Below are 23,168 nucleotides of genomic sequence, written 5' to 3'. Positions count from 1 at the left end.
TTTTGCTCAAAATAGTTTATTTCATTCTGCAAAAATGTTATATTTATGAACGATTAGTAGGAATGTTGTACATCAGATGTCTGATCTCTGATTTTGGTGGTGATTTATGTGACTATTAAAGCAGATCATCGTCATCTCTATCTTCAAGTAATTGATCGTTTAAAGTCTGACATCGAGACGGGCGTTTTCAAAGAAAATGAAAAACTTCCATCAGAATTTGAATTATCGAAATCACTAGGAGTAAGTCGAGCAACACTTAGAGAGGCGCTTCGACTGTTGGAAGAGGAAAATGTGATTGTGCGTCGACATGGGGTTGGTACATTTGTCAATCCTAAGCCGTTGTTTACATCAGGCATCGAGCATTTATCCAGTATTTCTTCTATGATCGAAACAGCAGGTATGGAACCAGGGTCTAAGTTTTTAAAGGCAACTGAGAATATCCCTTCTGATGAAGATTTAAAACGCTTCCAATGTGATGGCGAAGATAAAATACTCACGATTGAACGCGTCAGAACAGCAGATGGTGAGCCAGTAGTTTATTGTATAGACAAACTACCAGCTAGCTTCCTGCCTACTGACTTTGTTGACAAAAAAGAAGTTTCCCTTTTCTCGGCACTTGAGCAATCGGGTAAAATTCATGTTGCCTATGCTGTAACGTATATTGATCCGGTTGGGTATCATGAACAAGCATCACCGATTTTAAATTGTGGTCGTGAAACAGCTCTTTTAGTATTGAAACAGCTCCATTACGATGACAATGATCAAGTAGTGCTGTATTCAAAAAATTATTTCCGAGCTGATAAATTCAGCTTCCATGTAGTACGTAAACGGGTGTAGAACATTTCTAAATTATTTTCCTGCTAATTACAATACCTTGGGGGGTTAACAAAATGAAAAAACGTAAATTTGGTTTAGTCTTATCATCAGTTTTAGCTGCAAGTGCAATTTTAGGTGCATGTGGTACGAAAGACGAAGAAAAACCTGCAAAAGACAATGCTTCATCAGGCGATAACAAGACAGAAGAAACTTTTTCAGTAGCAATGGTTACTGACGTTGGTGGCGTTGACGACAAATCATTCAACCAATCAGCATGGGAAGGTGTTCAAGCTTATGGTAAAGAACACAACCTGAAAAAAGGTGAGGGTGGTTTCGACTACTTACAATCAGCTTCTGATGCTGACTACGAAACGAACTTAAACAATTTACTACGTCGTAACTTCGACCTAGTATTTGGTATTGGTTTCATGATGGCTGATGCTGTTGAAGCGGTAGCTGCTGACAACCCAGACAAACACTTTGCATTAATCGATGCTGAAGTAAAAGCTGACAACGTTGTATCTATTCTTTTCAAAGAGCAAGAAGGTGCATTTTTAGCAGGTGTAGCGGCTGCTAAAATGTCTAAAACAGGTAAAATCGGCTTCGTGGGCGGCGTAGATATTCCAGTTATCAATCGTTTTGAAGCTGGTTTCGTTGAAGGTGCTAAAGCTGTTAACCCTGATATCGAAATTCAACGCAACTATACAGGTGCATTTGATAAAGCGGACCTTGGTAAAATTGCTGCTAACAGCATGTACTCTTCAGGCGTAGATATTATTTTCCACGCTGCTGGTGCAACTGGTAACGGTGTATTCTCTGAAGCAAAAGAGCGTAAAGCAAAAGACCCTAAGGCAAACGTATGGGTAATCGGTGTAGATGCTGACCAATATGATGAAGGTAAAGTAGATGATAAAACAAACGTTACTTTAACTTCTATGTTAAAAGGTGTTAACACAGCTGTAGTAGATTTCTCAAACAAAGCGAAAAACGGTGAATTCCCAGGCGGTACAACAGTTGTTTACGGTCTTGCTGAAGACGGTGTGAAACTGGCTGATTCTCGTGGTGCAATCCCAGCAGACGTACAAGCTGTTATTGACGAATATAAAGAAAAAATTGCTAGCGGTGAAATCGTAGTTCCAGAAAAAGTGGAAAAATAATTCATCTCTTAATCATCATAAGGGCTTTACAACTGCCCTTATGATGATTTTTCAATCTATCGTTATATTTCGACTATTTGTAATACTCTGTTTGGATACATTTTATTTTTATATATTTTTTCATATATAAATAGAATTATTATATTAGATTATCGTAAGTTTAAGATATGATGGTAACAAGTTAATAGAAGAAAGGTTTCTAACGATGACCTTTCCTGTATTAATTTATTTTTCAATTAGAAAATGCCTTATCTTTAGGTGAGGGTTGTGCTGTATTGCAATAGAGGCAGGAAGAAATACACCAGTGAATAAAAATTATTTTAGAGAAAATTGCCTAATAAGGGAGTGACAATATTGGAATACGTGATTGAGATGCTTGGAATCCGCAAAGAGTTTGGTGGATTCGTAGCAAATAATAACATCACCCTCCAACTAAAAAAAGGCGAGATTCATGCACTGCTAGGAGAAAATGGTGCAGGTAAATCGACTTTAATGAACGTCCTTTTCGGTCTGTATCAGCCAGAGGGTGGAGAAATTCGTGTTCGTGGGAAGGCTGTTAAAATTACAAACCCGAATGTTGCCAATGATTTGGGGATTGGCATGGTGCATCAACACTTTATGTTGGTGGAAAACTTTACAGTAACAGAAAACATTATTTTAGGTTCTGAACCTACAAAAATGGGTGTAGTCAATATTAAAGATGCAGCGAAAAAGGTGCAAGCGCTTTCTGAGAAGTATGGGCTCGATGTAGATCCAAATGCAAAAATCGAAGACATCACTGTAGGAATGCAGCAACGTGTTGAGATTTTAAAAACGCTATATCGTGGCGCAGAAATTTTAATTTTCGATGAACCGACTGCTTCTTTAACGCCACAAGAAATTACAGAGCTTATTCAAATTATGCGCCGATTAATCGCTGAAGGTAAATCGATTATTTTAATTACACATAAGCTGAAAGAAATTATGGATGTATCTGATCGAGTGACAATTATTCGTAAAGGGGAAGGGATTGGTACAGTTGTAACGGCTGAAACAAACCCTGACCAATTAGCAGAATTAATGGTTGGTCGTCAGGTTGAGTTTAAAACAGAAAAAATAGATGCTAATCCAACCGAGGAAGTACTAACGATTGAGAAGTTAGTCGTAACAGACTACCGTAATATCGATAAAGTAAAAGGTCTTAACCTTAATGTTCGCAAAGGTGAAATTGTCGGGATTGCTGGTATTGATGGTAATGGTCAATCAGAGTTAATCGAGGCAATTACGGGTTTACGTAAAGTGAAAAGCGGTACGGTAAAGCTTAACGGCAAAGATGTAACGAACATGAAACCACGTAAAATTACTGAACAAGGTGTAGGGCATATTCCACAAGACCGTCATAAGCATGGACTAGTGTTAGATTTCCCAATCGGTCACAATATTGCACTCCAAACATATTATCAACCACCGATTGCTAAAGGCTTTGTAATGGATTATAAAAAGGTATCGGAAAAAGCGAAACAAGTTATTCAAGAATATGATGTGCGTACAGGGAATGGCGAGATGACGCCTGCACGAGCTCTTTCGGGTGGTAACCAGCAAAAAGCGATTATTGGTCGTGAAATTGACCGAGATCCAGATCTACTGATTGCAGCACTTCCGACACGTGGGCTAGACGTAGGGGCAATTGAATTTATTCACTCTCGACTAATCGAGCAGCGTGATAAAGGGAAAGCCGTATTATTAATTTCATTTGAATTAGATGAAGTAATGAATGTTTCAGACCGAATCGCTGTTATTTATGACGGTCAAATTGTGGATGAGTTAAATCCAAAAGAAACAACAGAGCAAGAGCTTGGTCTATTAATGGCGGGACAAAGTAAAAAAAATAGCACAAATATAGCGAAGGAGGGGAACGACTAATGTCAAATCGTGTCATTAATATACTCGTTCCTATCATCTCAATCATTATCGGTTTAATTGTTGGTGCTATCGTAATGGTAGTCAGCGGCTATGACCCAATCCAAGGGTATAGTGCTCTTTGGACAGGTATTTTTGGAGATTCATATTCAATCGGGAACACAATTCGTCAAATAACACCGTATATTTTAGCAGGTCTAGCGGTAGCATTTGCTTTCCGTACTGGCTTATTCAACATCGGGGTTGAAGGTCAGTTAATTTTAGGTTGGCTTGCAGCAGCATGGGTTGGCTATGCTTTTGAACTACCAAAAATTATTCACTTGCCATTGGCATTACTTGCAGCAGCAGCAGCAGGTGCATTTTGGGCCTTTATTGCAGGTTTCTTAAAAGCGAAATTTAAAGTTCATGAAGTAATTGCGACAATTATGTTAAACTACACAGCGCTTTATATTGCGAACGCTGTTATAAAAAAATTGTCAGATGGTAGCTTTAAAACAGAACGTGTTCTTGAATCGGCTTCATTACGTTCTCCGTTTTTAAGAGAGCTAACAGACAACTCAAGTCTTCACTATGGGATTCTGATTGCACTTCTGATGGTAATGGTAATGTGGTTTATTTTAGAAAAAACAACGCGTGGTTATGAGTTAAAAGCAGTTGGTTTTAACCAACATGCGGCTGAATATGCTGGTATGAGTGTCAATAAAAACGTTATATTAGCTATGACGATTTCAGGTATGTTTGCTGGTCTTGGTGGTGCCATGGAGGCACTTGGTACTTTCCAAAATGCATCCATTAAAGCTGGCTTCACAGGGATTGGTTTTGATGGTATCGCTGTTGCCTTACTTGGGGCAAATACACCTCTTGGCGTAGTATTCGGGGCTTCTTTATTTGGCTCGTTAAAATATGGTGCGCTTAATATGCCGAATGCTGCAGGTATTCCAGAGGAAATCGTATCAATTATTATCGCCTTGATTATTTTCTTTGTAGCTTCAGGCTACGTTATTCGAGTAGGATTACAAAAGTTAAGTAAGAAAAAGGAGGGACAATAACATGAGCTTTTTAGAAATGTTATATTTCATCATCCCTTCTGCAATCCTTTATGCGACACCATTAATTTTCACTGCAATCGGTGGTGTATTCTCTGAACGTTCAGGTGTTGTTAACATCGGGCTAGAAGGTTTAATGATTGTCGGCGCATTTGTTGGTATTTTTGTCAATTTAGAGTATGCATCACAATTAGGTTCCGCAACAGTATGGGTGGCAATGCTTGCAGCAGTGGTTATCGGAGGAATTTTCTCCTTGCTACATGCTGTCGCAGCGATTTCATTCCGTGCCGATCAAACGGTTTCTGGGGTAGCTATTAACTTACTTGGTTTAGCGGTTACAGTATTCTTAGTGAAAATGATTTATGATAAAGGTCAGACAGATATGATTGAACAACCAATTCGTCGTTTTGCTGTTCCTTACTTAGAGGATATTCCGTTCTTTGGACCATTATTATTCCATAACGTATATAGCACTTCGATTTTAGCCTTTGCTGTGGCAATTGGTGCTTGGTTCATCATTTATAAAACACCATTTGGTTTACGTTTACGTGCAGTAGGAGAACACCCAATGGCAGCTGATACAATGGGTGTAAAAGTTAATAAAATGCGCTATATTGCTGTTGTTATTTCAGGTGCACTTGGTGGTCTGGGTGGTGCGGTTTATGCACAAACAATTACAGGGAATTTCTCACATGCAACGATTGCTGGGCAAGGGTTCATGGCACTTGCGGCGATGATTTTTGGTAAATGGCATCCAATCGGAGCGCTTGGGGCAGCGTTATTCTTTGGTTTAGCCCAAACATTAAGTATTGCAGGGAATCAAATTCCGTATGTGCAAGATATTCCAGCAGTATATCTACAAATTTTACCTTATGTATTAACGATTTTTGCGTTAGCCGGATTTATTGGGAAAGCAAATGCACCAAAAGCAAGTGGTCAACCTTACATTAAAGGCAAACGATAAGTATCAGGCAACAGGTTTTATTCGTTGAATGACTGGACGAGGTTGGAAAGAAATGAAGCGAATAAAAAGACTGGGCAAACCATGCCCAGTCTTTTGCCTTATGCAGTAAATTATTTTACTTTTCCACATACATACTTTGGATTCTTTTTGCAATTATAGACAATAGACATGTATAGTATTTGTAGTACATTGTTATATTAAGAAAGATAGGAGGGTTTCATATGTTTAAAACAATACCTTTTGCAAAAGGTGTCAATTTGCATATCCGACAAACGACCCAATTTAAAACAGTAAATTTCTCGATAAAATGGAGAAGAGCATTAACAGCCAAAAGTGCGTCTGAACGTACGGTGTTAACCAATGTATTGCAACATAGCAATGCAAAATATACAACAACTGCTGCTTTTCGTAGTTTTTTAGATGACCTATACGGAACAGTGTTGTATTTTGATACATCAAAGCGTGGTAACGAGCATACGGTATTGATGAATGTTGAAACCGTAAACGATCAATATTTGGCGAATACAAGTGTATTAAACGATGTGCTAGGCATCATGCATACAGCAATTTTTGAGCCGAATTTAGAAAACGGTATATTTAAGGAATCCATTGTAGAACGCGAAAAGAAAATGGTCATTCAACGTATTGAATCTATTTTTGATGATAAGTCTCGCTTTGCACAGATGCGTCTTCAAGAAATTTTACGTCCAAATGAGCCTGCCTCTATTTCAGCAAATGGGACAGTGGAAGACATCCAAAGTATTACTCCAGCATCTTTAGTGGCAGCGTACGAATCAATGCTAACTACTGACAAAATCGATATTTATGTTGCAGGCGATATCAATGAAGATGAGCTTGTTGCAAAACTTAAAAAGGCACTGCCTTTTAAAGATCGTGTACCAGAAGAAATTCCAACTGTTGTGCCTCAGAAACACCCACAAAATGATTATGTACGCGAACAACAGGAAATGAAGCAAGGGAAACTGCATATTGGCTTTAGTACACCAGTGCGATTTGGTGATGCAGATTTTGCTAAAATGCAAATCTTTAATGGTGTTTTCGGTGGTTATCCACATGCCAAATTATTTATGAATGTTCGTGAAAAAGAAAGTTTGGCCTACTATGCTTCTAGCTCATATGCATCACATTATGGCTTATTATTTGTGGTGTCTGGCATTGAGGCGAAAAATGAAGAAAAAGCACTAAATTTGATTAAAGAACAACTTGTGGCAATACAAGCAGGGAATATTACCGATTTAGAATTAGACCAAACGAAAGCGATGCTGACAAATCAGTTAAAGGAATCGCTTGATTCTGCGCGTGGTCAAATTGAAATTTTTGACCAATACAAAGATTTACCAGAGGAATTTTCTGTCGAAGCTTGGGCAACGAAGTGGCAAGCTGTGACAAAAGAAGATGTTGTCGACATGGCGAAACAAGTGAAGTTAGAAGCGGTCTATTTCTTAAGTGGAAAGGAGCAAACCGCACAATGAAAACAATTGAATTCAAACAATTAGATGAAACACTTTACTATGAAAAACTAGAGAATGGTTTGGATGTCTATATTTTACCAAAAAAAGGATTCTCAAAAACATTTGTAACGTTCACAACGAAGTACGGTTCTGTTGACCGCACATTTGTACCGCTTGGAGAATCGCAAAGCATTACAGTACCGGATGGCATTGCCCACTTTTTAGAGCATAAGATGTTTGAAAAAGAAGATGGCGATGTGTTCCAAAAATTTAGCGAATATGGTGCTTCAGCCAATGCTTTTACTTCTTTCACACGGACTGCGTATTTATTTTCATCAACAGATAATATTTATAAAAGCACTGAAACTCTATTGAATTTTGTTCAAGAGCCATACTTTACAGAGGCTACGGTTAATAAAGAAAAAGGGATCATTGGTCAGGAAATTACAATGTATGATGACCAACCAGATTGGCGCCTATACTTTGGCACAATTGAAAATATGTATCATACTCACCCAGTGAAAATTGATATTGCGGGGACAATTGAATCAATTGACGGCATTACAGCTGACCATCTATATACGTGTTACAATACGTTTTATCATCCATCTAATATGCTATTATTTGCTATTGGTGCCGTGGAGCCTGAAGAAATGATGGCATTTATACGTGAAAATCAAGGCAAAAAAGAGTTCCCAGAGCCTACACCAATTCAGCGTTTCTTTGAGGAAGAGCCAACGGATGTTGCTGTAAAAGAACGCACATTGCACATGGATGTGCAAAAACCAAAGGTCTACATGGGCTTAAAAGCGAAAGACACGAATTTGTCTGGCCGAGAAATGTTAAAACATGAGCTATCCGTACAAATTGCATTAGAGCTTATTTTTGGGCGAACTTCAAGCTTTTATGAACGCGTTTATGATGAAGGCTTGATTGATGAATCCTATGCGTTTGACTTTACGTTAGAAAAAGGTTTTGGCTTTGCGTTGATTGGCTCTGATTCTACAGAACCTGATGCATTAGCAAAAGCCATTAAAGCTGAATTAGAAAAATACGAAAAAGGTGCGCAATTTGCCAGTGCAGATTTAGAACGCATCAAGCGTAAAAAAATCGGCTTTTTCTTACGTGCATTAAATTCAATCGAATTTATCGCGAATCAATTTACACGTTATTCTTTTAATGATATGAATTTATTCGACGTTGTCCCTGTCTTAGAAGAATTAACAATTGAAGATTTAACTAAAGCGTTTGCTTCTATCCAAGGTGAATCTCAACAAACTGTATTCAAAGTGTTACCAACAGAAAAGGGCGCATAATGAAAAAATTTGCCCTAATAGTAGGTGCATCGGGTGAGATCGGTCGTGCTATTTGTCGAAGTTTGGCACAAGACGGCTGGTCTCTCTACGTGCATTATGCCCATAACAAGCAAATGGCACAAGTTTTATGTGATACGCTCGCAGGCGATTTTCCAGCGCAGGAATTTATGCTTGTACAAGGAGATTTTACAAATATACAAGCAGCGCAAAAATTGGCTTCACAAGTATTTAGTGTCCAAGCAATTGTTTTTGCGAACGGGCAAGCACATTATGCCTTGTTGGAGGATACAACAGCGGAGGAAATGGATGCATTATGGCGTGTTCATGTGCAAAACCCGATGCAATTAACAGCTTTATTATCTTCAAAACTACGTACTCATGATGTCAGTTATGTGCTTTTTATCGGTTCTATTTGGGGCGAAGCAGGATCTGCTGGAGAAGCACTTTACGCAACGGTAAAAGGTGCGCAGCATGCTTTTGTGAAGTCCTATGCCAAAGAGGCTGCATTATCTGGTATTCGTGTTAATGCAATTGCCCCAGGCATTATCAATACTTCGATGAATAATCATTTAAGTAATGAAGAACTACAGTACATTTTAGAAGATATTCCATTAGGTTCAGTCGGTCATACAACAGATGTAGCTGAAATGGTTCGTTTTTATCTGTCAGGAAAAGCAAATTATGTGACAGGACAAATAATTCGATTAAATGGTGGTTGGTACATATAATATCTCTTCTTTTTGCACATACTACATGTGTAAAGGAGGAGGAAACATATGACCATTTTAGAAAACTGGCAAAAATGGACATCTTTTTTAGGACAAAATGTTATGCAGGCTGAATCAAGCGGTATGCCAAAGAAAATGATTCAACAAGCTGCTGTACAAATTGGCGAATATTTGGCGACAAATATCGACCCTAAAAATGAACAAGAACGAGTGCTGTCGGATTTATGGGGCGTTGCCTCTGATGATGAAAAGCAAGCGTTGGCGAATTGTGTCGTAAAACTTGTGCAAAATAAACATGTACAGTAAAAAAAGAGGAGAGCTACTCTCCTCTTTTTTCTATATTAAAAATCGATATTTGCGTGGAAAAGGGAACGTATGTAAGTCTATTTCCGGTGGGACAATAAATTTTAGTAAGAATTTAAAAATAACGCTATAATTCCATGTATTCTAACTTTCCATTACATAAAAAATCAGCTATGATGGAACTTATAAAAGATTTTTTACGTTAACTAATAGGAAGGGAACGAGTGTGTTTGAGCGATTGGTACTTTGAATATGAAATTCAGGTGAATCGCCCTGGATTATTAGGAGATATTGCTTCACTTTTAGGGATGCTTCGTGTCAATATTATATCAATAAATGGTGTCGATGAAGACCGGCGTGGTATGCTAGTGCATACAGACAATGATGAAGCAATTGAGCGTTTTCGTACAATTGTTTCGACAATGGAACATATCCACGTTACTAAATTTCGACAACCAAAACTCCGTGATCGTTTAGCTATTAGGCATGGTCATTATATTCCTCGAGATGCAGATGAAAAAAATACTTTTCGCTTCGTCCGAGATGAACTAGGTATTTTAGTGGATTTTATGGCAGAACTCTTTAAAAAGGAAGGTCATAAACTCATTGGGATACGTGGGATGCCTCGGGTTGGTAAAACGGAATCTATTGTTGCGGCAAGTGTTTGTGCCAATAAAAAGTGGATTTTTTTATCATCTACAATGATTAAACAAACTATTCGTAATAAGCTTGCAGGCGATGAATTCAGTGACAATAATATTTTTATACTGGACGGCATTGTAACACGTCGTTCCGCTGATGAGCGACATTTGCAATTAGTGCGTGAAATGATGAATATGCCTTCGATTAAAGTTGTAGAGCATCCAGATATGTTTGTTCAGCATTCTGAATATAAGATTGAGGATTTTGATTATATCATTGAACTACGGCATCACCCAGATGAAGAAATTACTTATGAAATAATGGAAAAAAATCATATGATGTCCGAATCCGATTCATTTGGAGGATTTAATTTTTAATTTGATATTAAAGTAGGTGTTATTAGTGGCGGAATTAGGGACTCGACTGAAAGAGGCGAGACTGTCTAAAGGCTACAGCTTAGACGATTTACAAGAAATAACGAAAATTCAAAAACGTTATTTAGTAGGTATTGAAGAAGGCAATTATTCAATTATGCCAGGTTCGTTTTATGTACGAGCTTTTATTAAACAATATGCAGAGGCTGTTGGGTTAAATCCAGAGGAAATTTTAGAGACATTTAAAAGCGAATTGCCAGGGACACCGAACGACCAAGTTAGCCAATCATTGACTCAAACTTCAACTAGAAGAAAGGTTTCAAAAAGCCCTTCGAACAAAATGATGGAGGCCATGCCAAAAGTCATTGTTGCTTTATTTATTATCGTTATTATTGTTGCAATTTGGGTTCTGTTACAATCAAAAAGTAAAACAGGATCAAGTGAATTTGATGATTCGACACCAATGGTGGAGTACGATAAAAAACCAAAACCAATAGATAATGAAAAAGAAAAAGAGGAAGAAGATAAAAAAGCTCAAGCTAATACAGAAAAAGAGCAGACAGAAGATGTAACACCAGATGATAGTAAAACCGAAGAGGTTAAGCAAACGATTTCAGCAGGTACAATCGAAGCAGATGGCGCTACAACATCTTACACTTTAACGGGTACTGATACATTTAAAATACGAATTGAAGTATCAGGACCTACATTTATTGGTATTCGTAACCAACAGCAGCAAGAATTACTGACTGATACGCGTGTGTATAAAGCGGGGGAAATTGTAGAGTTTGATGCAACAGCTCAAAGCTATGCACGTATTCGTTTAGGTAATTCTACGCAAGCTAAGGTCTATATTAATGACGAGCTTTTAACGTATGCACAGCAAATCGTAACGCAAAATATTGTCGTCAATTTCAATAAAGAACAGTAGTCATCCTATGATGACTACTTTCTTTCATCATGAAAGGTGTTAGTAAAATGAACATTCCAAATAAAATTACCATTTCACGTATCTTACTTATTCCGTTTTTTGTCATTGTTATGATGTTTGATTTCGGCTGGGGAACAATGACCTTATTTAGTGCAGAGATGCCAGTCCATCATTTTGTGGGAGCTCTTATTTTTATTATTGCATCGACTACGGATTGGGTAGATGGTTACTATGCGAGAAAGTATAATCTTGTAACAACGTTTGGTAAATTTTTAGACCCATTAGCAGATAAGTTACTTGTTTCTGCAGCGTTTATTCTAATGGTAGAGCTTGGTATGGCACCAGCTTGGATTATTATTGTTATTATTAGCCGCGAATTTGCTGTAACTGGCTTACGTTTAATTCTTGCAGGCGGTGGAGAAGTAGTAGCAGCCAATCAGCTTGGCAAGATCAAAACATGGGCACAAATTGTTGCGATTGCAGCAGCCCTTTTACACAATACAATATTTGTGTATTTCGGTATCCCATTTGATAAAATAATGCTATATATTGCATTATTCTTTACACTATGGTCTGGATGGGATTATTTCTATCTAAATCGACGTGTGTTACTTGAGTCTAAATAAGAAAGGTCTTGTGGATTATGAATGCTGAAATCCTTGCAGTTGGCTCAGAGTTATTACTTGGACAGATTACAAATACAAATGCAAAATTTATTTCAAATCAGCTATCTGAGTTAGGAATTAATGTGTTTTATCATACCGTTGTTGGTGACAATTCAAAACGGTTAGAAGAAGCAATTAGCATTGCGGAATCGCGCGCTAATCTCATTATTTTTTCAGGAGGCTTAGGTCCAACAAAGGATGATTTGACGAAGGAGACGATCGCTCGTCATCTTGGAGTAGACCTTGTATTCGATCAAGTTGCATTGACATACATTGAGGAGTTTTTTGCTAAACGAGGCCGTTCAATGACGGACAATAATCGCAAGCAGGCGCTAATATTAGCAGGTAGTGAGGTGCTTGCTAATCATCATGGTATGGCACCAGGAATGATTTTAACAAAAGATAATTGCACTTATATTTTACTTCCTGGCCCTCCAAAAGAATTAGAGCCGATGTTCCAATTTGAAGCGAAGCCAAAGCTTGGTAAAATGCTTAATGATGGCGGAGTAATTGTGTCTCACGTAATGCGTTTTTATGGTATTGGGGAAGCAGAGTTAGAAGTACATGTACAGGATATTTTAGATACACAAACCAATCCAACGGTTGCCCCGCTAGCAGCTGATGGAGAGGTCACTTTACGCGTAACAGCGAAGGCCCAATCAGAGGACGACGCGCACCAGTTGATTGCTGCAAAAGTGGCAGAAATTCGTGCTATTGTTGGCGACTATCAATATGGCATAAATGATGACTCACTCGCATCAAAAACGGTGGAAATGTTGCAGGACAATAATTTAACGATTGCTGCGGCAGAAAGTTTAACAGCAGGTTTATTTCAATCAGAGCTGGCTGAAATACCAGGTGTAGGCAACGTGCTCATTGGAGGACTGGTGACCTATACCGAAGATGCGAAAGTAAAGCAGCTTGGCATTTCTCAACAATTACTAGATACGCATGGTATTGTGAGCAGTGAATGTGCTGCGGCAATGGCTAGTGCAGTACGTCAAAAATTTGGTACAAGTATCGGTATCGGACTAACAGGTGCGGCTGGTCCTACAGCACATGACCATCAGCCAGTAGGAACGGTATGGATTGGTATTGCCATAGATGACGAAGAGCCAATTACGTATTTACTTCACTTATCGGGTATGCGCAATACAAACCGATTGCGTGCAGTGAAGTTTACTTGTCACTATTTAATGCAGCAATTGGAAGCACGAGGTTACAAGAAACGTATTTAGCTTGCTTCACAAGTCTATCACTTCTAAAAGTGTAAGATGCATGTACAGGTTATGAAGCTATTACACTAAAAATAGCATTGATTATGATAGTTCAAAATGGGAATTTGGGTAGGAAAAACTTATCCAAATTTTTATTTTGCACAAAAATCGAATAAATGTTCGCTTTTTTCTTGCGTGTTCTCTCAAAAACAAGTATAGTAGAGATAGATAAAAACAGTGAACAGTTTCAAAGGAGGAAAAACAATGAGTGATCGTAAAGCAGCCTTAGAACAGGCGTTAAAACAAATTGAAAAGAATTTCGGTAAAGGCTCTATCATGAAGCTAGGCGAAAAAACAGATTTAGAAATTGCTACATCTTCAAGTGGTTCGCTAGCGCTTGATGCAGCATTAGGTGTTGGTGGCTATCCACGTGGACGTATTATTGAAGTATATGGTCCAGAATCATCAGGTAAAACGACCGTTGCGCTTCATGCGATTGCAGAAGTACAAGCTAAGGGCGGACAAGCAGCATTTATCGATGCTGAACATGCATTAGATCCAATTTACGCTCAAAAATTAGGCGTAAATATTGATGAACTATTACTATCTCAACCAGATACAGGTGAGCAAGCGCTGGAAATTGCAGAAGCATTAGTGCGTAGTGGGGCGATTGATATTATCGTTATTGACTCTGTTGCAGCACTTGTACCAAAAGCTGAAATCGAAGGCGATATGGGTGACTCGCACGTTGGTTTACAAGCTCGTTTAATGTCTCAAGCATTACGTAAGCTTTCAGGTGCGATTAATAAGTCTAAAACAATCGCTATTTTCATTAACCAAATTCGTGAAAAAATTGGTGTTATGTTCGGAAATCCAGAAACAACTCCTGGTGGTCGTGCGCTAAAATTCTATAGCTCAGTTCGTTTAGAAGTACGTCGTGCTGAAGCAATCAAACAAGGTAATGACATTATGGGTAACCGTACGAAAATTAAAATTGTCAAAAATAAAGTAGCGCCACCATTCCGTACAGCTGAAGTTGATATTATGTATGGTGAAGGGATTTCTAAAGAAGGCGAAACGGTGGATTTAGGTGTAGAATTAGACATCGTTCAAAAAAGTGGATCTTGGTATGCATATGGTGATGAGCGTCTAGGCCAAGGACGTGAAAACGCAAAACAATATTTAAAAGAAAACCCTGCTATTTTAGAAGAAATTGCAAATAAAATTCGTTCTTCTTATGGCATAGCTGCATCATCTTATACCATTGCTGCACATGATGATGAGGAAATGGATGAAGAGTTAATGCTTCTTCTTGAAGATGACAAATAATAATATATCGTTCTCACTCTAATGGAGTGAGGACGATTTTTTTGTTTTCATTGTAGTTTCATAGGCATGAATTGCGCTTGATCGTCTGCTAAAGTATAGCCAGTAAAAAAGAAGTCTTCGTTTTGTCAAAGAAAGTGAAAATAATTGTATTAAGATGTACGTAATTGTGGTAATAATTGTATTGACACCTTTGTCCCAAATAAATTCATTTTCAAGGAGCATAGGTATTTTATCTAGCACAAAAGATACAGTAAATTTATAGTCCTTATGGATATGACTTACTTTTTTTCTTTCAGATAGGCGAACAGATGCCCGTCTATCCTTGACAGAGCTTGGGGCTAGCTATACAATTAAATATGTATAATTTCTGAATTATGACTTTAAAATAGGCAGTACAATTTTTGTATGCGCCGACTGAAACTGTATTACCCAAATAGCAAGAGGAGGTGTTCATATGGATGGAATTACTATCATCTCCGCTTTGCTTGGACTCATCGTTGGTGCCGCTGTTAGCTATATCTACATGAAAAAAGTGAATGACTCAAAAATCACTGGTGCTAAACATGTCGCTGAAACAATCGTTGAAGAAGGAAAACGAGAAGCGGAGGCATTAAAGAAAGAAGCACTACTTGAAGCCAAAGATGAAACTCACAAATTTCGCACTGAAGCCGAAAATGACATTCGTGACCGTCGTTTAGAACTTCAAAAACAAGAGAACCGTTTATTGCAAAGAGAAGAGAATCTTGATCGCAAGGATGATGCTCTAAATAAGAGAGAAGCCGGCTTAGAGCGTAAAGAACAAGCTCTAGCTGAAAGACAACAGCATATTGAACAGATGGAAAGCAAAGTGGACGAGCTCGTTGCAGCGCAAAAAACAGAGCTAGAGCGCATTTCTGCATTAACAAGAGATGAAGCTAAGACTATTATCTTAAGTGAAGTAGAAAAAGAGCTAGCAACTGATATTGCAGTGATGACGAAGGAATCTGAAACGCGTGTGAAAGAGGAATCTGATAAAAAGGCGCGTGAAATTTTATCATTGGCACTACAACGCTTTGCTGCAGATCACGTAGCAGAAACAACTGTTTCTGTTGTGAACTTGCCAAATGATGAAATGAAGGGCCGTATTATTGGTAGAGAGGGTCGAAATATCCGTACACTCGAAACGTTAACAGGTATCGATTTAATTATCGATGATACGCCAGAAGCTGTTATTTTATCTGGTTTTGATCCAATTCGTCGTGAAACGGCTCGACTTGCACTTGAAAAGCTGGTACAGGATGGTCGTATTCACCCTGCTCGCATCGAAGAAATGGTTGAAAAATCTCGTCGCGAGGTAGATGAACAAATTCGTGAAACAGGGGAACAAACGACATTTGAAATCGGCATCCACAATCTACACCCTGACCTAATGAAGATTTTGGGCCGCATGAAATATCGTACAAGCTACGGGCAAAACGTCCTAAAACATTCGGTGGAGGTCGCATATTTAGCAGGCTTACTAGCTGCTGAACTTGGTGAAGACGTAGCGTTAGCTCGTCGTGCTGGCTTATTGCATGATATAGGGAAAGCAATCGACCACGAAGTTGAAGGAAGCCATGTTGAAATCGGCGTGGAGTTAGCAACGAAATATAAAGAACATCCTGTTGTTATTAACAGTATCGCTTCTCACCATGGTGATACAGAAGCAACATCTGTCATTGCAGTATTAGTAGCTGCAGCTGATGCATTATCTGCAGCGCGTCCTGGTGCTCGAAGTGAGACACTGGAAAACTATATTCGCAGACTAGAAAAATTAGAAGAGATTTCTGAAAGTTACGATGGTGTTGAAAAATCATATGCCATCCAAGCAGGGCGAGAAATCCGTATTATTGTTCAACCAGAAAAAATTGACGATTTAGCTTCTCATCGACTTGCGCGTGATATTCGTAAGCGCATTGAAGAAGAACTAGATTATCCAGGACATATTAAAGTAACTGTTATCCGCGAAACACGTGCAGTGGAGTACGCGAAATAATAAAATATAAGACTCCTCTTGGCTACAAGCAAGAGGGGTCTTTTTACATGAGTCATCAAGCAGTGCCTTTTTGAAAAGAGCTAACATTTAGCTCAAGTAAAAAATGCACAACAACATCTTGTATTGTTCAGTGTTCCCACAGAGGGGGACACTTTTTTTGTGTCCAATTTTATATAAGAAACACTTCGTATTAGCTCTTTTTCAAGATGAATAAAAGAAGGCAATCAATAATATAATAGGCCATAAAACTTTTTGTGAAAAATGCCAGAAGAACTGACAAAAATATAGAATCGCCAGTATATGTAATGTCAAGGAGTGAGGGTCGTTGCAAGAAACTATCACCTTGCAAGATGTAGTGAAAATAGTACGAAAGCAATTGCTGTATATTATGAGCTTTGCACTTTTTTTAGCATTAGTCACGGCGTTCTTTAGTTTTTTTATCATAAAGCCTACTTATGAAGCACAAACGCAGCTGTTAGTAAATCAAAAAAATATCGACCAACAATCACGTTTAGGTGTACAACAGGTGGAAACGGATTTGCGTTTAATTAATACGTATAATGTCATTATTCAAAGCCCTGCTATTTTATCGAAAGTGATTAGCCGGCTTCATTTAGATAGTACACCAGAAAAATTAAAAGAACAGATTACTGTATCGAGTGCGAGTAATTCTCAAGTTGTGAATATTGCCGTTCAAGACAAGCAAGCTGATATGGCAGTTAATATTGCCAATACAGTAGCTGGGGTATTTCAAGAGGAGATTCAAGTGTTAATGACGATAGATAATATTAATATTTTGTCAGTAGCGACATTAGATGACGAGCCTGAGCCAGTGGCGCCAAACAAAAATTTATATATTGTGGCTGCTGCGATGCTAGGGTTCATCGTAAGCGCTGGCTTTGCTGTATTACTAGAATGCTTGGATACAACCGTTAAGACAGAGCAAGATATCGAAGAAATCATTGGCTTGCCGATTATGGGTATCATTAGCAAAATAAACGATGCAACCTATAAAAATATATGATTAAATCTCATAACAGAAGGAGGGAGTAACAATGTTTCAACATAAAAGAGCAAATAAAAAAAAACTAGCCAAAATGGGCAGGAAGCTTGTGACAGTTGCGAATAGTAATTCCTTTGTCTCTGAGCAATTTCGTACCATCCGAACAAACATTACCTTTGCAATGCCCGACCAAGAAATCAAAACCATTTTAGTGACATCTGCCACACCGGGCGAAGGAAAGTCCACAAATGTGGCTAATTTAGGTGTTGTCTTTGCACAAGAAGGAAAAAAGATATTAATTGTTGATGCAGATTTACGTAAGCCAACCATGCATTATACATTTCGCTTAGCCAATATAAGGGGACTATCAAATTTACTGACTAGACAATATGAAATGGCAGAAGTGTTAAACAGTACAGAGATTCCGAATCTTTTTGTTATGACAAGCGGACCAATTCCTCCTAATCCAGCAGAACTTTTAGCTTCTAAAACGATGGATAGCGTCATTGTTCAACTGATAAAAGATTTTGACATCATTATTTTTGATGCTCCGCCATTGCTATCGGTCACGGATGCGCAAATTTTAGCTAATAAATGCCATGGCACACTATTAATTGTCAATAGTGGTGTAGTGGAAAATACAAGCGTACTAAAAGCAAAATTAAGTCTTGAGGCGTCAAAGGCGAATATTTTAGGTGTCGTTTTAAATAATTATAAAACACCACTAGGCGAATATTATGATCACTATTACCGTTAGGATATGGGTATAGATAGGGAAGTGAAATGTAATGGTCGATATGCATAGCCATATTTTAGTGAATGTTGATGATGGTCCAGAAACAGTAGCGGAGACATTCCAATTATTTGAACAAGCCATTGCAGAAGGCATTACAGCTATGATAGCTACATCACATGTTCTGCACCCGTTATATAATGTTCCTTTTCATGAAGTGAATGAACAAATTATAAAATTACAGCAGGAAATTGACAACCGACACATGTCGTTAACACTTTATCCTGGGCATGAGGTGAGACTGGCGGGGAATATTTTAGCGTTGTTAGAGAGCGGGCAGTTGCACACATTAGCCGATTCGAATTACTTATTATTAGAGCTTCCATCAGGTTACATACCGACATATACACGAACAATGATTTACAATTTATTGACAGCGGGTATTACACCAATCATTGCACATCCAGAACGCAATACAGCCATAGCAGAAGATCCAAGTTGCTTGGAGCAACTTATACGAGAGGGGGCACTCGCACAAATAACCGCAGGCAGTTTAGCTGGCCATTTTGGCAAATCCATTCAACAGCTCTCTTTGAGATTAGTTCGCTCGAACCTCGTTCATACATATGGTTCGGATGTGCATAATGTTACGACACGCCCATTGTTATTTGAAAAAGGACTTCGCTTTTTAGAAAAGCACAAACAATTAGATGCAGTGGATGATTTTTTAGCCAATAATGCACGAATCATCCATAATCAGCCTGTCATCGTATATGAACCTGACAATCAATTTACAAAAAAAGGTTGGAGATTATTTTAAATAAGCAAAAATTAAACATGCATGACTGATAGAAGGGATTAAATAAATAAGGGGACAGTAGGGATGAGAGTTGTTTTTATGAGAAGTAATCCAATATCTCCAGATCCTAGAGTTGAAAAGGAAGTGGACAGCCTTATAAAAAATAACTGGCATGTACAAATAGTAGCTTGGGATAGAGATAGCAAATATAAGGAAAAAGTACAATTTCTAAAGCGTACACAGCCCATTAAAATCACAAGGTTTGGCATCCCTGCTACTTTTGGTGGCGGATTTAAAAAAAATTTATTTCCACTATTGCGATTTCAAATAAAACTATTTCAATGGCTACTTCAACATAAAAATACTTATGATATTATACACGCTTGTGACTTCGATACAGCATTTATCGGCACGATATGCGGGAAGTTACTCCGTAAAAAAGTTATTTATGATATGTTTGATTCCATTACTGCTCCCTTTCATGGGCCAGCAATGATAGGAAAGATTGTTGAAAAGATAGATATCGCTCTGTTGAATCGTGTGGATGCTGTTATTATTTGTACAGAAAAACGAAAAGGTCAAATAGCGAATGCATCACCCAAAAAAATAGAGGTGATTTATAATACGCCACTTCCTATGCCGTTAAATCATGACGTACAGTTGAACAAAGATAAAGTAAAAATAGTCTATGTTGGCATATTAGCCAAGGAAAGACTTATTAAAGAACTAGTTGAAATAGTAAAAGCAAATAGAAACTATGAATTGCATATTGGCGGATTTGGCGAGTATGCAGACGGATTGGCCGAACTCGCGCAAAAGTATGACAATATCCTCTATTACGGGAAGATTCCGTATGACAAAACACTCGCTTTAGAAAATAGTTGTGACATTATGACTGCCATTTACGACCCCGAAGTTTCTAATCACTATTATGCAGCACCGAATAAATTTTATGAGGCACTGATGCTCGGAAAACCTTTAATTATGGTGAAAAATACTGGAATGTCGGAAGTAGTAGCAGCACATAATCTAGGAGAGTTAATTGATTATAATCAACATAGTTTACAACAAGCTATTGAAAAGTTAATTGAGCGCAAAAAAGAATGGCCAGAGATCTCTCGTAAAATGAAACTGTTATATGAAGACCACTATAGCTGGAGCGAAATGGAAAAGCGTATCATTACATTGTATAGCCATTTATAGCACACATAATATTGGATTTTAGGGGGATTTCAGACTTTATGAAAATATTATTTGTTGCGCAAAATTTTCAGATGGGCGGTATTCAAAAGGCGTTAATTAATACATTAAAAGAACTTAGTGTTGATGAACAATATGAAATTGATATTTTTACATTTGGTGAAGGTGAGCTTTTAAAGGACATCCCTCCTAACGTCAATGTAAATATCGGCAACTTATTATTACAACTAATCGCTACCCCCTTTTATGTCGTGAAACAGAGAAAAAATGTCTGGCATATTTTGCTGCGCATAGTATGTATGTTGCTTGTACGCATTATTGGCTCCAACAACTTTTATACATTACTTTTAAAAAATCATCGCCCTAGTAAACACTATCATATAGCCATTTCTTATTTTAATGACGCACCAAATAGTTATTTTAATCGAGGTACAAATTTATTCGTCGATCAATTTGTACAGGCACATAAAAAGCTTGCATGGATACATACCGATCCATTAAGAGCAAATTTTAATTATAAGGTTTGTATCAAAACCTATAAAAATTTTGATAGATTAATTTGTGTTTCTGAAGCATGTAAGCGAAATTTACTGAAATTTCTCCCGCCCTATCAACATAAAATACAAGTTGTCTACAATTTTTTTCCGATAGCGGAAATTAAAGAGTTAGCAACATATTATACGCCATTTGAAAAAGGAACGATGGATTTAGTATCTGTTGGTAGAATGGACAATGCCACAAAAAGATTCGACCTTATTCCACATATATGTAAGCTTTTAAAAGAGTCTTCTATCGGGCGATTGCATTGGCGAATTATAGGTGATGGACCAGACTTACTTTTTAATCAACAATTAGCATTACAATTAGGTGTAGATGATGTAGTTGAATTTGTTGGGGAATGTCATAATCCATATCCGTTTATTAAAGAAAGCGATGTCCTGATATTAACTTCAGCGTATGAAGGTTATCCGATGGTAGTTGGCGAGGCATTAATATTAGAAACGCCCGTTATTACGACGAATTTTGCAGCAGCAGGTGAACAAATACAACATGGATTCAATGGATTGATAACAGATGGGGATATAGAGGATATTTACGCGGTCATTGCTAATATCATCCAAAATAAGGATTGTCTCGACAAGATGAAAAAGTATATTGAAGAAAATAGCTATACAAATCGAAAGGCACGAGAGCAATTAGTATTGGAGTTTGATCGTCAATGATAGTAAAAAGAAAAAATTATAGTATTTTGCTCTGTATTGTTTCCAGTATTTTTGTTGTGTTAAAAATGTATACAGATAATCCGCTTTTTCTTTGGCTTTTTATCCTATTTGTAATGACAGCGATGCTGTTGGATAAGCAACCACATCGACTTGATTATTTACTGTTTTTTATTTCATGGGTGTATGTCATAAAGTTTGAGTTAACAGGTCACTCACTTTTTGTCGTGCTATGCTTTTTTTATATTGTGTTAAGTATAGTAACACTCTTTATACACAAGAAGAGGATTTCAACACAGCTTGTTTTAACGTATGTTCTTTTTGTGTTTTTTGCTGTTATGGCAACACTGTTTAGTAGTGGCAATGTTATCGAAGCGTTTGGCTTTGTATTAAATTATAGTGTCATCTTTTTTGCCGTTCTGTTCATCGATTCTAAGGGTTATTTTAGAAGATATACTTATGTCTATGCAGTAGGCTTATTAAGTGCTGCTCTCGTACGGTGGGTAAGTTTTTCTGTTCCAGGGATTAATCACTTTATTGAGTCCATGACAATCGTTAATACAGTAAAAACGACAAGTACCATTAATACACGGTTTACAGGTTTAGATTTAGATCCGAATTATTTTAGTTTGCAAATTCTAATAGCTATTGCGTGCTTACTCGTTCTTTATTGTTACGACAATAAAATAGAAGTTACACCGATTGTGCTTATTATAATTTTAGCTATATTTGGTGTATTTACTTATTCTAAAATGTTTATTATCACATTTATCACATTCATTTTATTAACGTTCATTATGTTTCTAAAGCACAATGTTAAAACAGCGATTAAATTTGCTTCGTTTATCGTCGTAGTGTTAAGTGTTTCGTTATTTTTTTTTTACGAGAGACTATTCGAAATTTATTGGGTTCGCTTTTTTGGTGCAGGAACATCGACAGATGCTATTACGACTGGTCGAGTGAGTAGCTGGAATATGTTTGCGACAGAAATTTTACAAAGTACGAAAATCGTTGTTTTTGGAGCGGGGTTTGGCACAAGCTTCTCTACTGCAAAAATGGCACATACAATGTATCTATCCACGCCTTATTATCTTGGTGTAGTAGGAGTAGCACTTGCATTACTCTATATCTTCTCTTTAACTAAAGTTCTCCGTCAAAACATTAGTAATAGTAAAACAAACTTTCAATACCTAACCATCAACGCAATTCCTCTCTATATTATGTTAATAGCTAATACTGTACTTGATTCGTTCGTTATGGATTATTTCCCTTTTCATATTTTAATGATTATGTTTGCCTTAGCACTTTATAAAACGCAGGAGCATGAGGTTGGGAGGTAA

General features: G+C 37.6%; 21 protein-coding genes. All 21 read left to right on the top strand.

The genetic code is table 11. The annotated features are described in order from the left end of the window. Positions 1-108: 108 nt before the first annotated feature. Positions 109-837 (top strand): GntR family transcriptional regulator, encoded by a 729-nt coding sequence (locus LS41612_RS17515; RefSeq protein ID WP_024361974.1) that lies wholly within the window; start codon positions 109-111, stop codon positions 835-837. A 53-nt stretch (positions 838-890) separates the two neighbouring features. Further along, positions 891-1,973 carry a BMP family lipoprotein gene (locus LS41612_RS17510; RefSeq protein ID WP_024361973.1) on the top strand — a complete coding sequence of 361 codons (1,083 nt, stop codon included), beginning with the start codon at positions 891-893 and terminating at the stop codon, positions 1,971-1,973. Positions 1,974-2,327: 354 nt separating this feature from the next. Beyond that, positions 2,328-3,875, top strand: coding sequence for an ABC transporter ATP-binding protein (locus LS41612_RS17505; RefSeq protein WP_024361972.1), 1,548 nt, complete (start codon positions 2,328-2,330; stop codon positions 3,873-3,875). Then, entirely contained in the window at positions 3,875-4,921 is a 1,047-nt protein-coding gene (locus LS41612_RS17500) for an ABC transporter permease (protein WP_024361971.1), read from the top strand. The genes LS41612_RS17505 and LS41612_RS17500 overlap by 1 nt, the downstream gene beginning before the upstream one ends. A 1-nt stretch (position 4,922) precedes the next feature. Then, on the top strand, positions 4,923-5,882 hold the full coding sequence (locus tag LS41612_RS17495) for an ABC transporter permease (RefSeq protein ID WP_024361970.1): 960 nt from the start codon (positions 4,923-4,925) through the stop codon (positions 5,880-5,882). A gap of 221 nt (positions 5,883-6,103) precedes the next feature. Beyond that, a complete protein-coding gene (gene yfmF, locus LS41612_RS17490; RefSeq protein ID WP_024361969.1) occupies positions 6,104-7,375 on the top strand; it encodes an EF-P 5-aminopentanol modification-associated protein YfmF in 1,272 nt (423 codons plus the stop codon). Then, positions 7,372-8,670, top strand: a complete 1,299-nt coding sequence (gene yfmH / locus LS41612_RS17485; protein ID WP_024361968.1) for an EF-P 5-aminopentanol modification-associated protein YfmH — start codon at positions 7,372-7,374, stop codon at positions 8,668-8,670. Before yfmF ends, yfmH begins: the two co-directional genes overlap by 4 nt. Next, a complete protein-coding gene (gene ymfI, locus LS41612_RS17480; protein WP_024361967.1) occupies positions 8,670-9,398 on the top strand; it encodes an elongation factor P 5-aminopentanone reductase in 729 nt (242 codons plus the stop codon). Before yfmH ends, ymfI begins: the two co-directional genes overlap by 1 nt. Before the next feature lie 48 nt (positions 9,399-9,446). Then, entirely contained in the window at positions 9,447-9,704 is a 258-nt protein-coding gene (locus tag LS41612_RS17475) for a DUF3243 domain-containing protein (RefSeq protein ID WP_024361966.1), read from the top strand. A gap of 227 nt (positions 9,705-9,931) precedes the next feature. Further along, positions 9,932-10,720: a DUF3388 domain-containing protein gene (locus LS41612_RS17470; protein ID WP_024361965.1), complete on the top strand. Its 789-nt coding sequence runs from the start codon at positions 9,932-9,934 to the stop codon at positions 10,718-10,720. Between the two features lie 16 nt (positions 10,721-10,736). Continuing rightward, the gene (locus LS41612_RS17465; protein ID WP_172583013.1) at positions 10,737-11,648 is read left to right on the top strand and encodes a helix-turn-helix domain-containing protein; all 912 of its coding nucleotides are present in this window, start codon (positions 10,737-10,739) and stop codon (positions 11,646-11,648) included. 47 nt (positions 11,649-11,695) lie between these two features. After that, complete coding sequence (pgsA, locus tag LS41612_RS17460; RefSeq protein WP_024361963.1) at positions 11,696-12,274, top strand: CDP-diacylglycerol--glycerol-3-phosphate 3-phosphatidyltransferase; 579 nt, start codon at positions 11,696-11,698, stop codon at positions 12,272-12,274. A 17-nt stretch (positions 12,275-12,291) separates the two neighbouring features. Next, positions 12,292-13,551 carry a competence/damage-inducible protein A gene (locus LS41612_RS17455; protein WP_024361962.1) on the top strand — a complete coding sequence of 420 codons (1,260 nt, stop codon included), beginning with the start codon at positions 12,292-12,294 and terminating at the stop codon, positions 13,549-13,551. Between the two features lie 243 nt (positions 13,552-13,794). After that, positions 13,795-14,859 carry a recombinase RecA gene (gene recA / locus LS41612_RS17450; RefSeq protein ID WP_024361961.1) on the top strand — a complete coding sequence of 355 codons (1,065 nt, stop codon included), beginning with the start codon at positions 13,795-13,797 and terminating at the stop codon, positions 14,857-14,859. Positions 14,860-15,313: 454 nt separating this feature from the next. Continuing rightward, positions 15,314-16,873, top strand: coding sequence for a ribonuclease Y (gene rny, locus LS41612_RS17445; protein WP_024361960.1), 1,560 nt, complete (start codon positions 15,314-15,316; stop codon positions 16,871-16,873). A 325-nt stretch (positions 16,874-17,198) separates the two neighbouring features. After that, positions 17,199-17,897, top strand: coding sequence for a YveK family protein (locus tag LS41612_RS17440; RefSeq protein WP_029747181.1), 699 nt, complete (start codon positions 17,199-17,201; stop codon positions 17,895-17,897). Positions 17,898-17,928: 31 nt separating this feature from the next. Then, on the top strand, positions 17,929-18,633 hold the full coding sequence (locus LS41612_RS17435) for a CpsD/CapB family tyrosine-protein kinase (protein WP_024361959.1): 705 nt from the start codon (positions 17,929-17,931) through the stop codon (positions 18,631-18,633). 31 nt (positions 18,634-18,664) lie between these two features. Next, positions 18,665-19,429 carry a tyrosine-protein phosphatase gene (locus LS41612_RS17430; RefSeq protein WP_024361958.1) on the top strand — a complete coding sequence of 255 codons (765 nt, stop codon included), beginning with the start codon at positions 18,665-18,667 and terminating at the stop codon, positions 19,427-19,429. Between the two features lie 63 nt (positions 19,430-19,492). After that, a complete protein-coding gene (locus LS41612_RS17425) occupies positions 19,493-20,611 on the top strand; it encodes a glycosyltransferase family 4 protein (protein ID WP_024361957.1) in 1,119 nt (372 codons plus the stop codon). 38 nt (positions 20,612-20,649) lie between these two features. Beyond that, positions 20,650-21,831 carry a glycosyltransferase gene (locus tag LS41612_RS17420; protein WP_024361956.1) on the top strand — a complete coding sequence of 394 codons (1,182 nt, stop codon included), beginning with the start codon at positions 20,650-20,652 and terminating at the stop codon, positions 21,829-21,831. Then, the gene (locus LS41612_RS17415) at positions 21,828-23,168 is read left to right on the top strand and encodes an O-antigen ligase family protein (protein ID WP_024361955.1); all 1,341 of its coding nucleotides are present in this window, start codon (positions 21,828-21,830) and stop codon (positions 23,166-23,168) included. Before LS41612_RS17420 ends, LS41612_RS17415 begins: the two co-directional genes overlap by 4 nt.

This window comes from Lysinibacillus sphaericus (genome assembly GCF_002982115.1).
GTDB classification, from domain to species: Bacteria; Bacillota; Bacilli; order Bacillales_A; family Planococcaceae; genus Lysinibacillus; species Lysinibacillus sphaericus.
This window is presented reverse-complemented; position numbering and strand designations above follow the sequence as displayed.